This window comes from Spongiivirga citrea (genome assembly GCF_010671565.1).
Classification (GTDB): Bacteria; Bacteroidota; Bacteroidia; order Flavobacteriales; family Flavobacteriaceae; genus Spongiivirga; species Spongiivirga citrea.
In genome coordinates, this window is record NZ_JAABOQ010000004.1 from 559,620 (window position 1) to 576,820 (window position 17,201).

Sequence of the window (17,201 nt, forward strand, 5' to 3'; positions counted from 1 at the left end):
CTATAAGATTTACTCCCAGTTCCAAGAACATGAAGAAATAGCGTTTTAACTTAAAAACTGAGTAGATCATTCCCTATAAGTCGTGAGGAAATTAACCTGCTGCAGACTGAGGGCTGAATACTGCTAACTGAAATCACTCTTCCTCTTCAACGATTTGCTCAATAGCGACCATTAAATCCAAATCTTTCTGTGTCACTCCACCGGCATCGTGAGTAGTAAGGGTAATAGAGAGTTTATTGTAAGAATTCGACCAATCGGGGTGATGGTTATGCGCTTCACACTCAAATGCGATTCGAGTCATTGCGCCAAAAGCATCTTTAAAATTTTCAAACTCGAATAAGGTGGTTAAACAATCGTCTCTATATTCCCAGTCTGGGTATCCTAGCAATTGTTTTTCAATAGCATCGAAACTAAGCTTTTTCATAGTTAGTGGTTTTAGTTATTTAAAAATACAAAAAAATCACTATCATTTATAGATCTACCACATACAACATCGCTACTTAACTAAAACAGAATCAATTACTTGCTGATTATTTATTTGCAGATTCTTGGGTAATAAGTTATCTTTTGGTAGTACTGCTAAATAACGTTCATTATTTGTGGTATACACCCGTTTAAATATTGGATGATGATTTCCCAGCTTTTTAATTATTTCAGCTATCAATTCATCATGATGCATCAGATCAGTACTTCCTAAATGAAAAATTCCTGATTTATTTCTATTTACGATATAATGAACTTGTTGGGTAAGCTTATCATCAGTAGTCGTGTTCAAAACCAGATTAGGAAAAACTTCAATCGGTTCTTTTAAATGTAACTGCTGTCTTATCTTTTTTATGCGAGGTGACTGACCTCCAAATACCATTGGTACCCTTAATATAGCCATTTTGCTTTTTGGCATTCGCATAAGCATGTTCTCTATCTTAATTTTTAAACGGCCGTAAACACTTTCGGATAAGGTTTTATCTAATTCATAAGAAGGATACTGGCTATAGGCATCAAATACATTAGCTGATGATAGAAAAATAAGCTTACAACGATGTTGCATCACATAATCAGCCAAATGCATATGAGCAGTTATTAGTCCTGCAAAGCTGCCTCTAAGGCAAGAAATAATGACATCAGGTTTTACTTGAGATACAATCTCTATAACATCATCCTCCGCTAGATCATAATGGAAAAACTGCTTGTTATTCTCAAAGCTTTTTCTAGCCGAGAAATAAGTAGCGTAGGTATCAAAGTAGTTACACAACTCCTTATAGATAGCATTTCCTAAAAAGCCACTGCCCCCTAAAATGAGAATTTTCTTTTTTTGAGCTGGTTGCCGTTTTCTTGTTGCCAAATACTACTTTTTATAAAATGGAAGTTTTACCACGGTCGCAGGAACTGCATTTTTTCTTATTTGAATATGAATTTGTGATCCGACATCGGTAAAGACAGATGGCACATAACCAAGACCAATTCCGGTTCCCATCGAAGGGCTCATTGTACCTGATGTTACGTTTCCAATTTTTCTGCCTTGACTATCGACAATATCATATCCTTGACGCGGAATTCCACGATCATTTAATTCAAAAGCAACTAGTTTTCTTTCAGTACCGCGCTCCTTTTGCTTTAAAATCTCTTCGTCATTAATAAAGGATTTTGTGCTTTTGGTAATCCAACCTAATCCGGCCTCTATAGGTGAGGTCGTATCGTCAATATCATTACCGTATAAACAATATCCCATTTCTAAGCGCAATGTATCTCTAGCTGCAAGTCCGATTGGTTTGATTCCAAAGTCAGCACCTGCTTCAAAAACCTTGTCCCATACTTGCTGTACTTCGCTATTCTTACAATAAATTTCAAAACCGCCACTACCTGTATATCCCGTTGCCGAAATAATTACATGATCGATTCCCGCAAAATCTGCCACCTCAAACGAATAGAATTTTATAGCTGAAAGATCTACTGATGTTAGCGAATGCATTGCCTCAACGGCTTTAGGGCCTTGTATTGCCAATAAAGAATAATCCTCCGATAAATCTTTCATTGTAGCTCCCATTGTATTGTGCTGAGATATCCAATTCCAATCTTTTTCAATATTTGACGCATTCACTACTAACAAATAGGTTTCCTCTTTAACTCTATATACAATCAAATCGTCAACAATGCCACCTTTATCGTTTGGCAGGCAGCTATATTGTGCTTTGCCTACTGTTAGCTTAGATGCATCATTTGTCGTCACTTTTTGAATTAGATTCAACGCTTCAGGGCCTTCAATTAAAAACTCGCCCATATGAGAGACATCAAACACTCCAACACCATTGCGAACTGTTTCATGCTCGACATTGACACCTTCGTATGAAACAGGCATATTGAACCCTGCGAAAGGAACCATCTTGGCGTTTAATTTAACATGCGTATCGTTTAATGCAATATTCTTCATTTGTACCTTGGTTGTGTGATTAGAATTTGACGCAAAAATATTGAAATTTAATGTGCTTCTTTTTTTATTCTACACCACATTTTAATAATTATATGTTAACCCTTTATTAAAGTACTACCATAATTGTATTTTTGGATATCAACTTAATAAATAAATTACTTTACTAATGCGCACCATTTTAAGCATCTTTTGTCTAATTCTAACCTTTAATCTAGGCACAGCTCAGGACAAATTACCAACCGACTATCTAAAAAAGGAATTTCACAAAGAAAGACGTGAAGCCTTTAGAAAATTAATGCCCAAAAATAGTGTTGCTGTTGTTTTTGCTAATGCTGTACGTAACCGGTCTAACGATGTGGACTATGTTTATCATCAAGATCCTAATTTTTTCTATCTAACGGGATATAACGAACCGCATTCTGTTTTACTAATTTTTTCTGAAGACCAAGAAACAGAAAATGGGACCGTAAACGAAATGATTTTCGCTCGTGAACGCAATGCTGCAAGAGAGCAATGGGATGGCAGACGTTTAGGTGTCGACGGAGTTAAAAATAAGTTAGGTTTTGATAATGTGGCGAGCGGTAGTTCGTTTAAAAATTTACCAGTTGACCTCACGAAATTTGATAAAATCTTAATGCCCACTCTTCAAAATGACGTTCGAGATGCACGCGGTAGTGCGGATCTTTTTGACTTGATTACACAGTTTAAGGAGCAGTCGGGGTATTCAAGTGCTAATCAAATGAGTTCAATGAGTAAGCGTATTTATAGCACCATAGACGCTACACCTATTGAAAATAGTTCAAACCTAGTTCCTAGACTAAAAGCTGCAATGGAACAAATGGCAGAACTAAAGGACGATCAATTATTAGTCGATTTTACAAACGCAAAAGACGATGCAGCAAGAAAAGAGCTTCAACAAAAAATGAAGTTACAACTTGCTTCTGACAAGTTCGATACAGATACCTTCAATAGTATTGCTGGCCAACTTCGTGAAGTGAAAACTCCGGAAGAAATGGTATTGCTTAAAAAAGCAATCGAAATTTCTGCAGTAGGACAAATAGAAATTATGAAAGCCATGCACCCGAATATGAGTGAAACAGAAATTCAGGGTGTTCACGAATTCATTTACAAAAAATACGGCGCGGAATATGAGGGCTATCCTTCTATTGTAGGTGGAGGTAATAATGGCTGTATTTTACATTATATCGAAAATAACAAAACCGAAGTGGGGCAAGATCTAGTACTCATGGACCTTGGCGCAGAATATCACGGTTATACAGCCGATGTTACGAGAACAATTCCGGCAAATGGAAAGTTTACTGAAGAACAGAAAGCCATTTACGATCTTGTTTATGATGCGCAAGAAGCAGGTATCAAGGTAAGTGTTGTAGGTGGTTCATTCAGCGCTCCAGGTAAAGTTGCTCGAGACGTTATAAACGAAGGATTGGCCAAATTAGGTATCATAGCTTCTGCCGATGCAAAACACCGTTATTTTCCTCATGGCACTTCACATTATCTTGGCTTAGATGTACACGATCCCGGAACATATGGAGCATTCAAGGCAAATACCGTTATTACAGTAGAACCAGGAATTTATATTCCCGATGGTAGTCCTTGTGATAAAAAATGGTGGGGCATTGCAGTACGTATTGAAGATGATATTTTGATTACTGACAACGGACCAGTCAACCTATCAGCAATGGCGCCTAGAAAGTCGGAGGAGATTGAGAAATTAATGAAGCAAAAAAGTGTACTTAGTAAGTTGGAGTTACCGAGTTTGGATTAAGCTGGTAATAAAATTGCAATTTTCGAAATTCCAAATTCCAAAAAAATAAAAGAAATTCCTTCCCTTCTCAAAGGAAGGTGCCTGTAGGGCGGAAGGGTTCAAGCCAGCTTATTCATTCCAAAAACACCTTCAACCGATCTCGCTTGTATAGTGGTAATGCATCATTTTCGATAGCAATCTTAATCAATTCTTGATCTTTGGGAGCTTTAAAAAGCAAACTAAAAAACTGTCTTGTGGTAATTGGGTGTTTTGAGCGTTCTACTAATGTCATTTCGTCGTTTGGTTTTACTTCGCCTTCTTCTAAAACCCGCACATAGGTCCCTGGATAACCGTGATCGACAAATTCTTGTAGCACCTTTTGGTCCCCAAACTTAATTCCGAACTTATAGCAAGGTTCACGAGGTTGTGTTATTTGTACAAGTGCATCTCCTATTTTGTATATATCACCGATTAAAATTTCATTTTCGTCAAGACCTTCAATAGTAAGATTCTCACCAAACATGCCCCACTCCCAATCTAAATCACGGTAACGTTCTTTCCAGTATTGATAATGTTTAGACGAGAACAAATAGCAGGCTTTGAACTCACCACCGTGCACCTTTCTATTGCTTATCTCATCTCCTTTGACTGCTTCCTTTTCTAAGAAAATAGAGGATACAGGCTTTTTATAAATCCCCGTTTTTTCTTGTTTTCCACGCCAAGAAATAAGCGTTGGTTTGGCAATATTGGTTGAGATGACTTTCATATTTTAAAAATACGAAAATCAGTTGCTAACCGGGATAATACCAGAATGGGATTGCGGTTAGGTTTTTATTTATGATACTATCTTTACTTCTAACTTCTGGGTCTGTGCGCTTTTCTTTTGGTATTCTGACTATTTTAATCGCCTTACGTGATACTCTTAAAACATGTTTGCCCCTAGACAGACTTTGTAGATCTAGCACAGTTTCAAAACCGAGCTGTTTCTTTTTGTTTTTTGAAATAACAAACTCCGGCTTGTATCGCACACTATCAATCTCAATTTTATAAAACTCCTGCAGTTTTTCTAGATACATTGGCAATTTCGATTTCGTAATACTATCAGCTGATTGGCCTATAGAAACCAAACCTTCAAATGCAATTCCACGGATATCGTTTTCTAGTTCGAGTTCAGTAAAAACCTTTACTAAATCATCTTCTACTTCTTCCTTAAACAAAATAAACAAAGGCATTGCATTTTCCTTTATCTGTTTCGAAGGTATAGATACATTTCTGACCAATTCATCCTCTTCAAGGAGTTGATCTTCATAATTATGGGTAGTCGCAAAAAAAGCTGATCTCATGCTGACATTATCCTCATCAATGGTATTGAAATATCTAGACCCTTGGTAATCGATAGATGAAAGAAACATCAAAATAATATAAACTGGTAATAGCATTCTGAAAATTCGTCTGCTGAACTTGCTATCCAAAAAATTATAAACTAAAGCGCGATATAAAAAAGAAAATGAAATAACACTATACAACCTATACATTGGGTAATACCAAACAGCGATCCATTTTTTGCGTTTAAAGAAACCCAGCGTTAGGAAATCAAGAAATGTAAAAAACATCGAAAGACCAATAATCCACATAACCCCAATACCTGTCCACTCGATCCATTCTGGAAAGTCGTTCTTTCCAATAGCCGTTCCTACTATGAACATTAGCGCAAGAACGAAAAAGAAGGAAATCACAAAAAATATGGATAAAAATGCAACCGCAAACATTATACTACAATAGTCTTCAAGTCGGCTTATAAAATGATCAAACGATCTGATTTTTTTTCTCAAGAATCGATCAAACCATTTGTGGTAGTTTAATTCATCGAACTCTATATCTCCCGAAACATAGCGCAAACCTAAAGCTCCGACCCATAGACCTCTTAAAATTACATGAATACATAAATTGATAATGCAAATCCATATTGCAGAAAATACGCCACCAATTAAAAATATTAGGAACATCTTATCTTCACTCGCTGCTAAGGCTCCGGTTTTTGAAACCGGATCTATAAGCTGAAAAAGACCAAAAATGGAAAAACCAGAAATTAGAAGCTCTAACTGCCAGCTTTCCTGCTGTAGTAAATCAAGCCATTTTTTAAAAGCATTACTAGAAGGTTCTTTAGATGTCATAGTTAGTTATAAAGGGCTGCAATATAAGTATTGCGTCGAAAAGTTTTGCTACAAAAAAAACCGTTTCAGATTAAATTCTAAAACGGTTTTTATATTCTAGTACTAGCGAAAATGATAAAACAGTTGACTATTTTATCATCTCATAGCTACGTTTTACAAATTCAGTAAGCTCTTCTCCTTTCAATAAACCTTGACTTAAACGTGCCAAGTCTAGGGACTGCTTTACCAATCGCTCTTGCTTTTTCTTGGTTTTGGTGTTTAGTATTTCGCCTACTAATACATGATTACTGTTCACGACCAAGTTATACATTTCTGGCATATTTCCCATACCAAACATACCACCGCCACCAGTTTGTTGCATTTCTTTCATACGACGCATAAACTCTGGCTGGGTGATAATAAATGGTGCTGCTTCGCTATCCATTGCCTCGACTTGCACAGTGTAAGTTTCTTTTGCGACTACCTCTTCAACAAGTCCTTTTACCTTATCTTTTTCTTCATCAGAAAGCTTGGAGATGACAGTTTCATCTTTCTTAATTAAGTTGTCAACATGGTCGGCGTCTACACGAGCAAATGAGATATTCTCCTTACTAGTTTCCAGTTTTTGAAGCAGGTGACTTACAATCGGTGAATCTAACAACAATACTTCGTATCCTTTTGCTTTTGCAGCTTCAATATATTGGTGTTGTTCATCTTTGTTAGATGCATATAAAATAACGGTTTTACCGTCTTTGTCAGTCTGCGCATCTTTAATTTTTTCTTGTAATTCTTCAAAAGTGAAATAATTACCATCTACTGTTGGATACAATGCAAACTTGTCAGCTTTTTCGAAGAATTTTTCTTCAGATAGCATTCCATATTCAATTACAACCTTAATGTCATTCCATTTTTGTTCGAAATCCTCACGATTGTTTTTGAATAGTGAATTCAATTTGTCAGCCACTTTTCGTGTGATGTAGCTTGATATTTTCTTTACCGCACCATCAGCTTGTAAATATGATCTTGAAACATTCAAAGGAATGTCGGGAGAATCGATAACTCCGCGAAGCATTGTCAAGAACTCGGGAACAATACCTTCTACATTATCAGTCACGAACACTTGGTTTTGATACAACTGAATACGATCTTTTTGAATATTCATATCGTTACCCAACTTCGGGAAGTATAAAATACCCGTTAGATTAAACGGATAATCGACATTTAAATGAATATTAAAAAGCGGCTCTTCAAATTGCATCGGATACAACTCGCGGTAAAACGATTTGTAATCCTCCTCTTTTAGATCTGCTGGTTGCTTTGTCCATGCAGGATTCGGGTTATTGATAATATTATCAACCTCCTGAGTAGGTGCCGGATCTTCTTCTTTAGCGTCTTCTGGCTTTGGTAGTGTTTCCGTCTTCATCCCAAATTTAATTGGGATTGGCATAAACTTGTTGTACTTATTTAGTAGGGTAGTAATTCGAGCATCTTCTAAAAACTCAGTAGAATCTTCAGCAATATGCAAGATAATTTCTGTACCTCTATCTTTTTTATCTGTTGTTTCTAAAGTGTACTGTGGCGAACCATCACAGGTCCAATGTGCAGCTGGTTCATCTTTAAACGATTTGGTGATGATTTCTACTTTTTCTGCCACCATAAAAGCAGAGTAAAAACCAAGGCCAAAATGACCTATGATACCTGCATCATCAACTTTATCCTTATACTTATCCAAAAACTCTTCGGCTCCTGAAAATGCAACTTCATTGATGTACTTCTGCACTTCGTCTTCGGTCATTCCTAAACCTTGATCAATAATGTGAAGTTTTTTACCTTCTTTATCTACTTTGATCTCTATGTAAGGGTTGCCGTATTCAACCTTCGCCTCACCCATATTTGTAAGGTGTTTAAGCTTCAAAGTTGCGTCAGTTGCATTGGATATTAATTCACGTAAAAATATCTCGTGATCACTGTATAAAAACTTCTTTATTAACGGAAAAATGTTTTCAACCGCTACATTAATATTTCCTGTTGCCATGGATGTAATTTTCTTTTTTAACTTGATTTATGTCTTCCAATAGTCAAAAAAAGTACCATTCTGTTTAATGTGACAAACTGACATCTTTTTTGTCAATTTCAAAAAACCTCTAAAAAGCCTGTCGATAAAGGGTTTTAGTCAGATCAATTTAGGTCTATAAACTTTAACATATTATTTGTTTAAACATTTACTGAAAAACTTAAACAATTTGCTAACTTTGAGTGAAACCGTTATTTATGGCCACAAGGAAAGCAAATAAGACTAACACAGAAGATAACATCATAACGATGTACATGGAGTTTGTTTTGGAGAATGAACATGCTCCAAAATCCATTTATAAATTTTGCAAAGAGCAGAAGATAAATGAAGCCGATTTTTATAAAAAATTTGGGTCATTTGAGTCTTTAAAAAGTAGAATATGGGAGCGTTTTTATGATGTGACTTTAGATTTAGCTCACAAGGATTCGAACTACGAGAGTATGAGCAATAAAGATAAAATGCTCACATTCTATTATACCTTCTTTGAGATGTTGACTGCCAATAGGAGTTATGTTCTTTTTGAGCTTTCCCCAATTAAGGAAATGCTCAAAAATGCTAAGCAATTAAGTACTCTTCGAAAAAAGGTAAAAGAATTCGCTGGCGAATTGATCGAAAGTGCAAATGATGAGAAGCAATTACGCATAACAAAACAACCGGTTAGTTTGTTTTCCGAAGGCGCTTGGGTTCAATTATTATTCTTATTACAGTTTTGGATAAATGATAGTTCAGCAGGTTTCGAAAAAACGGATGCGGCTATTGAAAAATCTGTTAGAACGGTTTTTGATCTTTTTGATACCAGTACAATCGATTCAGTTATTGATCTCGGAAAGTTTTTGTGGAAAGAACGCATGATCTAATAGTTACAAATGAAAACAATAGATAAAATACCTACTTCTAAAATTGGTCGTACTACTGAGCTAGTAAAGACGGGAATAAAAGTGGGCGGTAACTATTTGAAATATTACGGAAATAAGGTTGTAAAGCCTTCCCTAGATAAGGAACAATTAAATCAGGACAATGCTGAGGACATTTACAATGGTTTAAAAAACCTAAAAGGTAGTGCACTTAAAGTAGCGCAAATGTTGAGTATGGAAAAAAACATACTTCCGGAAGCATATGTTGAGCGCTTTTCGCTTTCCCAATTTTCTGTACCACCTTTATCTGCACCCTTAGTGCGTAAGACATTTAAAAAATATTTCGGTGATTACCCGGAAAACTTATACGATACTTTTGCCACTCAATCTATTAATGCTGCTAGCATCGGACAGGTGCACCAAGCATTTAAGAATGGGAAAAAACTTGCTGTGAAAATTCAATATCCCGGAGTGGCACAAAGTATCAGTTCTGATCTGGCAATGGTAAAACCTGTTGCCAAAAAGATGTTTAATATCAAGGGAAAGGAATCGGATAAATACTTCGGTGAAGTCGAACAAAAGCTTTTAGAAGAAACTGACTATGTTTTGGAGCTAAGGCAGAGTCAACAAATGGCAGAAGATTGTTCGATTATAGATAATATTAAATTTCCATCTTACTATCCTGAATTAAGTAACCACAGAATCTTAACAATGGATTGGATGAATGGCGAACACTTATCAGAGTTCTGTTCAAAAAACGAGGACCAAGAAGCTGCGAACAAAATTGGCCAGACACTATGGGACTATTATATGTTTCAAATGCATGGCTTGAAGGCCGTAAATGCCGATCCGCACCCAGGAAACTTTTTGGTGAACGATACTCATGAATTAATAGCAATTGATTTTGGTTGTATTAAACAGATACCAGAAGATTTTTATGAGCCCTACTTTGAGTTATCATCACCCGAAAATATTAATAACAAGGAGTTGTTTAACAAAAACATGTTCAAGTTGGAGATCCTCCGGAAAGAAGACACGTCCGCAGAATTAGCTTTCTTTTCGGAGATTTTCAACGAAATGATTAGCTTATTCACCTCCCCATTTGCTCATGAAACCTTCGACTTTGGAGATGAAACATTTTGGAATCGAATTGCAAGTTTAAGTGACAAGTTTCAAAACGATGCTAAGTTGAGAAAAATGGATGCTGGACGAGGTTCTAAGCACTTTTTGTATATGAATAGAACGTTTTTTGGTTTATTCAATTTACTGCATGACTTGAAGGCAGAAGTACAAGTAAACGATTTTAGAAAATATTTAAAAAATACGCCTAAGGCTAAAGTAGCCTAGGAAGAAGAGTACCTTAATTGGTTTGTTTATTTATTGGTTAGGTTGTAGAGCGCATCGTGGTTGGTGCGCTCTCTTTTTGCTCATAATAAAAAGCTATCCTCTGCTTAGAAAATGGCTTTTACTATAATGCTTATTCGCTACTTTTCTTTAGTAGGTTTCATCTCCAATTCATTCTTTAGTTTACCAGCATTTTTAACGTATTTCTCCAACCACTGATCTTGCTCCCAAAGCATATGAAGTATACTCTCTTTAGCACGATACCCATGGCTTTCTTTAGGCAACATTACTAACCTCGCTGTCGCTCCTAATCCTTTTAATGCGTTAAAATAGCGCTCACTTTGCAGTGGATAAGTCCCAGAATTATTATCGGCTTGACCATGAATTAACAGTAGCGGGGTTTTCATCTTATCGGCATGCATAAAAGGGGACATCGTATTATAAACATCAGGTGCCTCCCAATAACTGCGCTCTTCACTTTGGAATCCAAATGGAGTTAGCGTACGATTATAGGCCCCACTTCGTGCAATTCCCGCAGCATAATCATTAGAATGTGATAATAAATTTGCCACCATAAATGCGCCATAGCTATGGCCGCCGACCCCTACTTTATTCCTGTCGATATATCCTAAGGCTTCAACTGCGTCAATTGCTGCACGGCCATTTGCAACCAACTGCTTTCTAAAGGTATCGTTAGGCTGTTCATCACCTTCACCGATAATTGGAAATGCGGCATCATCTAATACCACATAGCCTTTTGTCAACCAGTATAAAGGCGATCCCCAGTATGGATATGTAAATTCATTTGGGTTTTGAGTAGTCTGCGAAGCACTGCTCTTGTCTTTGTATTCCCGAGGATATGCCCATAAAATCATTGGCATTTTCTCTTTTTTACCCTTATCATATCCCACAGGTAAATATAATGTGCCAGTTAGTTCAAGTCCATCATCCCTTTTATAAGTGATAACTTCTTTATGCACATTCTGCATGCTTTTAAAGGGATTCTCAAAATCCGTTATTTGCTTTAGTTTTTTCTTTTTTACATCTCTGAAAAAGTAGTTCGGATATTCATTTTTTGACTCTATCCGAACTAATAATCGGTTCTTATCTACATCATAATTATTAATATTTTCAATCTTATCGGTATATGTAGATTGATAAAGTCTTTTGGTTTTATTGGTAGTTAAATCCATTTGATCTACAAACGGGAATTGTCCCTTATCGGAATAGCCATCGCCCAAAAGAAAAGCTGAATTACCTTTTAGTGCTAGAGAGTATGAACCGTATTTGTTTTTCTTTGAAACAAAATTTCCAGGATTGCTATAAACATCTTGGTAATTTCTATCCGAAATAATCTTGGCTTTCTTTGAAGCATCAGAAGGGTTGAAAACATAGGTTTTTGTATTTCTTGTGTTCCACCAATAATCATAGGCTACAGCCACTTGATCATTTCCCCATTGAATTCCGCTAAATCGACCAACTGTTTTTAAAAGACTCTTTGGGTTTCCATTAAAAGGTGCGTCTAATTGAAATACCTCATCGCGAAACGGCACTTCATTTTTAGGGTCTCCACCATCCAAAACTTCTGCAAAAACAAGCGAAGCCGGTTTATCCGATCGCCATGATAAATTACGTCTACCTTTTCTACTTGCCATAAAGCCTTTAGGAAGATCTTCAATTAAAGGAACTTCTGAAACCGTTTGTATCTTATCTCCTTTACTTGAATAAATGGTTGTCTCTGATGGAAACCGGCGATAAGGAACGAGATATGAAAACGGTTTTTTAACCATAGAAATCATTACATAATTTCCGTCTGGTGAAAAACTGATGTTCCCATACATATTACTCCCCATCCATTTTTTTGCATTTCCATTTAAATCAACTTTATAGAGTTCTGACAATGCTAACTGTTCGAAGTTATGCTCATCATTTGGGTTTTTTAATAGATCTTGATAGGTTCTATTCTGTGCTTTTTTTCCATCATTTACTGATATAGTCGGCCCAGAGGGAATAGTTTGTGCTGTATTGATTAATGCTTTTCGTTCTGAAGACAACATTTTTACAAGAACCGCTTGGCTATCATCAAACCAGTTAATCACATCACGTAAATTCGCATTTACTTTAGCTTCCGTTAACTTCTTTACAGAGGCAGTTTTAATATCTAATACCCAAACTTCAACTCCGTAAGAAGTAGTGTTCGTAAGTGCAATTTTCGTTTCATCAGGGGACCAGCTAAAATTGGCCAATCTCGGATTTTGAGGTAAACCCGTTATTTGAATGGCGTTTTTTGCATTCACAGGTTTTACCTTAACATTATTTGAATAGGTGGTCCTGCTGCCGATATTTGTTGTAGGGTTAATTCGCAATCCACCTAAGCGCATTTCGGTTTCAGAAAGTTCATCAATACTTTTATAGGCATCTCGATACAACAATATCATATTCTCACTCTTGGTATCGAGTAAAACACGGGGTGCCAAAGGAGAATCAACAAGGTCTAAGATTTCTTTGGAAGGTTTTTGATAGTTCAGGTTTTCTTGGCCGAAAACAAAAGAAATGAATCCTAAGAACAGGATAAATAAGATGGTTTTTTTCATGGTATTTTAGGTTGATTAATTAATTGCCCAGATACATTTTAGCAATATTTGGTTAACTAACTTGCTACTAGGAACGTACCTACTCAAAGAAAGTGAAAATTCACCTAAAAGACTGTGAACATACTGTTAAACGCAGCCAACATTAACATTGATTGCTTCTGGTATTCGTTTTAATATCAATTTGTCAAATACCAACGGATTTCTATTTTTGTAGATAGTTGAAATTACTTGATTATGGGAAGAGCATTTGAATTTAGAAAAGCACGTAAAATGAAACGTTGGTCTGCAATGTCCAAAGCCTTTACTCGTATCGGCAAGGATATTGTGATCGCAGTAAAAGAAGGAGGACCTGATCCTGATTCTAATTCTCGTTTACGCGCTGTAATTCAAAATGCCAAGTCAGTAAATATGCCTAAAGATAATATCGAACGTGCTATTAAACGTGCGAGCGATAAAAGTCAGGGTGATTTTAAAGAAGTGGTTTTTGAAGGCTATGCACCACATGGTATTGCTGTATTGGTAGAGACTGCTACCGATAATAACACAAGAACTGTAGCCAATGTTAGAAGTTATTTTAATAAGTGTAATGGTAGTTTAGGTACATCAGGATCAGTAGAATTTATGTTCGATCGTACATGCAACTTCCGTATTAACGCTGAAGGTCTTGATGCAGAGGAAGTAGAATTAGAGTTTATTGATTTTGGTGCCGAAGAAGTTTTTGAAGATGAAGACGGAATTCTAATCTACGGATCATTCGAAAGCTTTGGTGCAATTCAAAAAGAATTAGAATCTAGAGAGATTGAAATTCTATCTTCTGGATTTGAGCGTATTCCCCAAGTCACTAAAAAACTTACTGAAGAGCAAAAGGAAGATGTTGAAAAACTGCTAGAAAAGATTGAAGAAGATGATGATGTGCAGAATGTATATCATACGATGGAGGAACTTTAATTCAGTAATCAGTTGACAATAGCAGTCGGTAGTCTAACCTTTCCAAAATAAGATTACATCTTAAAGCGGCCCCTTCACCTGAAGATTAAAAAATAACTACGTCCCTGTTTGTTTTACTACCTTACTGCGACTTATAGCTAAAACAAACAATTATGGCTCGTAGCGTTTTTTCTTTTCTATTTCTATTTGTAACCGTTTTTGCATCTGCACAAATGGATAATACCAAACTCGATATTATTCTGAAACGAGAATCTGATAGTTTACAATCCAATGGTAATCAATGGCAAATGCTTTACAAAGATCGTTTGCTAATTTGCGTAACTGATGAAAACGCAAACAGAATGCGAATCATCTCCCCGATTGCGGAAATAGGAAAACTGGAGGAAACGGAACTTAAAAACGCCCTTGTTGCCAATTATCATACTGCACTTGATGTAAAATATGCGATTTCTGATGAATATATGTGGTCGGTTTTTATTCATCCTTTAAAAGAACTCACTGAAGAACAAGTGGTGGATGCACTTAGCCAAGTATACTATGCCAACTTAACTTTCGGTGGATCTTACAGTAGTACAACCTTAGTCTTTCCTGGTAATACCAAGAAGAAAGAGGATCCGGAAACGAAGGTGAAAAAAATCTGATTAACACACTATTACATATATCCAGCGATCTTATCTTCGGTAGGAAAATAAGCGTACATAATAACCAATATAAATCCGGTAAGTATCAATAAAAATTGACTGTTTGTCATCATACAAACTACGACAGAGAAGAGTGCCGGACCTTCTAAAAATGCCATTCGTATTATATGGGCAGTCATAAAACGTTCAAAAAAAACATCGATATCTGTTGTTCTTTCCATAGTTGAAAGCGCTTTATTGAATAGGGTGACTCCCATAAAATAGCCGACAACCGCCAAAAACACAGCAACCCAATTGAAGGGTTCATGCAAATCAAAATCAAATGTAAATTCCTCAGAAGTGTAGATTACGAAACCAGTAAAAAGCACTACCCCAGCCATTAAAGAGACATGTATGAGCTGCAAAACTTTTAGCTTATTGGGGTCTAGTTTTTTACGCATAGCGTCTGATTATTAGTTTCATTACTAATTTAAAACAAAAATCACACATATACCTTCTAATCAATTTAATAACATTACTTTTGCGCCTTGAAATAATAGCCGCTGGTATAGCATGTGCTAAAAAGGACTCCCTTCTGAAATTGTTTTACGTGGTCCTACAGGCACTCTTATTTGCGTAAAGCATTTTTTATGATAACATTTAAAGAGCTTGGCCTTAATAATGATTTATTAAGAGCCATTGATGACATGGGATTTATTAATCCCTCAGAAGTACAAGAAAAAGCAATTCCCGTTTTACTGGAAAAAGATACCGATATGGTCGCCCTTGCCCAGACAGGTACTGGTAAAACCGCGGCATTTGGTTTCCCTATGCTTCACCGAATTGATGTAGATAGTCGAACTACGCAAGGTTTGATACTTTCTCCTACAAGAGAACTATGTTTACAGATTACCCAAGAAATGAAGACTTATGGTCAACACCTAAAAGGCCTAAACGTGACTGCTGTTTATGGTGGTGCAAGCATTACTGATCAAGCAAGATCAGCTAAAAAAGGAGCACAAATTATTGTGGCAACTCCAGGCCGTATGAAAGATATGATCAGTCGTCGTTTAGTTGATATTTCTAAAATTGAATATTGCGTTTTAGACGAGGCAGATGAGATGCTGAATATGGGGTTTTATGAAGATATTACTTCTATCCTATCGCATACACCTGATGATAAAAGCACTTGGTTGTTTTCTGCAACAATGCCAAAAGAGGTTTCTACTATTGCCAAAAAGTTCATGTATGATCCTTTTGAAATTACAGTAGGAACTAAAAACGAAGGAAGCAAAAACGTATCTCACGAGTATTACTTGGTGAATTCAAGAGATCGATATTCTGCCTTAAAAAGATTAGCGGATGGAAATCCCGATATATTTTCAGTAATATTTTGTCGTACAAAGCGTGATACACAAAAAGTTGCCGAAAAATTAATTGAAGACGGATACAACGCTGGTGCTTTACATGGTGATTTAAGTCAAAATCAGCGTGATATCGTGATGAAGTCATTCCGTACTAGACAAATACAAATGCTAGTAGCAACCGATGTTGCCGCTCGTGGTATCGATGTTGACGACATTACACACGTAATTAACTACCAACTGCCTGATGAAATAGAAACCTACACCCATCGAAGTGGCCGTACCGGTCGTGCTGGTAAAAACGGTGTATCGATGGTGATCGTTTCTAAAAGTGAATTAAGAAAGATTAAAACGGTAGAACGAATTATCCAGAAGAAGTTTACCGCTCAGGAAATCCCTACTGCAGAGAAGATTTGCGAGGTACAGTTATTCCACCTTGCAAACAAAATAAAGAATACAGAGGTTAATCACGATGTTGATCCTTATCTACCGGCAATACACGAGGTGTTAGAAGGTCTTGATCGCGATGAATTAATTAAAAAATTGGTTTCTGTTGAGTTTACACGATTCATTAGCTACTACAAAAACTCGAAAAACCTCAACTTAAATGCCAAAGCAGATGCAATGGAGGAAAGCGGAGAATCTACACGCTACTTCATTAATATAGGTACGAAGGATGGTTACAACTGGATGAGCTTAAAAGATTTCTTAAAAGAAAAACTTGGGCTAGGAAAAGATGCTGTTTACAAGGTTGATGTAAAAGAGAAATTTTCATTTTTTAATACGGATACCGAGCATAAAGACAAAGTACTTGCTGAATTCAATGACTTTAAAGTAGATGGCCGTTTTGTAAATGTTGAAGTTTCAAGTTCTGGCGGCGGCGGAAGACGTAGAGACCGAGATCGAAGTCGGTCTAAAGGTCGAAGAGATGGAGATTTTAAAGGTAAAAAAGATTTTAGAGGTAAACGTAGATCATCAAGTAGTAACAAAGGTGGATTTAAAGGAAGGTCTCGTCGTTAGTTTTTCTAAATAAACTCTTAAATACCCAATAAACTCG

14 protein-coding genes are annotated in these 17,201 nt (G+C 36.4%); 6 read left to right on the plus strand and 8 right to left on the minus strand.

Annotated elements, in window-relative coordinates:
* Positions 1–133 precede the first annotated feature (133 nt).
* From GWK10_RS11860 to gcvT, 3 genes are all read right to left on the minus strand, one after another.
* On the minus strand, positions 134–424 hold the full coding sequence (locus GWK10_RS11860; RefSeq protein WP_164032579.1) for a 4a-hydroxytetrahydrobiopterin dehydratase: 291 nt from the start codon (positions 422–424) through the stop codon (positions 134–136).
* Between the two features lie 72 nt (positions 425–496).
* Entirely contained in the window at positions 497–1,342 is an 846-nt protein-coding gene (locus GWK10_RS11865; RefSeq protein WP_164032580.1) for a sugar nucleotide-binding protein, read from the minus strand.
* Between the two features lie 3 nt (positions 1,343–1,345).
* Complete coding sequence (gene gcvT / locus GWK10_RS11870) at positions 1,346–2,428, minus strand: glycine cleavage system aminomethyltransferase GcvT (protein ID WP_164032581.1); 1,083 nt, start codon at positions 2,426–2,428, stop codon at positions 1,346–1,348.
* Between the two features lie 166 nt (positions 2,429–2,594).
* On the opposite strand from gcvT, the gene GWK10_RS11875 reads away from it, so the two are divergent.
* Complete coding sequence (locus tag GWK10_RS11875; RefSeq protein WP_164032582.1) at positions 2,595–4,214, plus strand: aminopeptidase P N-terminal domain-containing protein; 1,620 nt, start codon at positions 2,595–2,597, stop codon at positions 4,212–4,214.
* A gap of 112 nt (positions 4,215–4,326) precedes the next feature.
* Here the strand turns inward: GWK10_RS11875 and GWK10_RS11880 are convergent, their stop codons facing one another.
* The 3 genes from GWK10_RS11880 to htpG form a co-directional block, all read right to left on the minus strand.
* A complete protein-coding gene (locus GWK10_RS11880) occupies positions 4,327–4,959 on the minus strand; it encodes an MOSC domain-containing protein (RefSeq protein ID WP_164032583.1) in 633 nt (210 codons plus the stop codon).
* 25 nt (positions 4,960–4,984) lie between these two features.
* A complete protein-coding gene (locus GWK10_RS11885) occupies positions 4,985–6,367 on the minus strand; it encodes a hypothetical protein (RefSeq protein WP_164032584.1) in 1,383 nt (460 codons plus the stop codon).
* 127 nt (positions 6,368–6,494) lie between these two features.
* Positions 6,495–8,381, minus strand: a complete 1,887-nt coding sequence (htpG, locus tag GWK10_RS11890; RefSeq protein WP_164032585.1) for a molecular chaperone HtpG — start codon at positions 8,379–8,381, stop codon at positions 6,495–6,497.
* Positions 8,382–8,617: 236 nt separating this feature from the next.
* On the opposite strand from htpG, the gene GWK10_RS11895 reads away from it, so the two are divergent.
* Positions 8,618–9,277 carry a TetR family transcriptional regulator C-terminal domain-containing protein gene (locus tag GWK10_RS11895; RefSeq protein WP_164032586.1) on the plus strand — a complete coding sequence of 220 codons (660 nt, stop codon included), beginning with the start codon at positions 8,618–8,620 and terminating at the stop codon, positions 9,275–9,277.
* 9 nt (positions 9,278–9,286) lie between these two features.
* Positions 9,287–10,621 carry an ABC1 kinase family protein gene (locus tag GWK10_RS11900; RefSeq protein ID WP_164032587.1) on the plus strand — a complete coding sequence of 445 codons (1,335 nt, stop codon included), beginning with the start codon at positions 9,287–9,289 and terminating at the stop codon, positions 10,619–10,621.
* A 137-nt stretch (positions 10,622–10,758) separates the two neighbouring features.
* On the opposite strand, the gene GWK10_RS11905 is transcribed toward GWK10_RS11900, so the two are convergent.
* The gene (locus GWK10_RS11905; protein WP_164032588.1) at positions 10,759–13,212 is read right to left on the minus strand and encodes a S9 family peptidase; all 2,454 of its coding nucleotides are present in this window, start codon (positions 13,210–13,212) and stop codon (positions 10,759–10,761) included.
* A gap of 234 nt (positions 13,213–13,446) precedes the next feature.
* Between GWK10_RS11905 and GWK10_RS11910 the strand changes: the two genes are divergently transcribed.
* Both GWK10_RS11910 and GWK10_RS11915 read left to right on the plus strand, forming a co-directional pair.
* Entirely contained in the window at positions 13,447–14,160 is a 714-nt protein-coding gene (locus GWK10_RS11910; protein ID WP_164032589.1) for a YebC/PmpR family DNA-binding transcriptional regulator, read from the plus strand.
* A 152-nt stretch (positions 14,161–14,312) separates the two neighbouring features.
* Positions 14,313–14,801, plus strand: a complete 489-nt coding sequence (locus GWK10_RS11915; RefSeq protein WP_164032590.1) for a hypothetical protein — start codon at positions 14,313–14,315, stop codon at positions 14,799–14,801.
* Positions 14,802–14,812: 11 nt separating this feature from the next.
* Here the strand turns inward: GWK10_RS11915 and GWK10_RS11920 are convergent, their stop codons facing one another.
* A complete protein-coding gene (locus GWK10_RS11920; RefSeq protein ID WP_164032591.1) occupies positions 14,813–15,241 on the minus strand; it encodes a hypothetical protein in 429 nt (142 codons plus the stop codon).
* 189 nt (positions 15,242–15,430) lie between these two features.
* On the opposite strand from GWK10_RS11920, the gene GWK10_RS11925 reads away from it, so the two are divergent.
* Positions 15,431–17,164, plus strand: a complete 1,734-nt coding sequence (locus GWK10_RS11925; RefSeq protein ID WP_164032592.1) for a DEAD/DEAH box helicase — start codon at positions 15,431–15,433, stop codon at positions 17,162–17,164.
* Positions 17,165–17,201 lie beyond the last annotated feature (37 nt).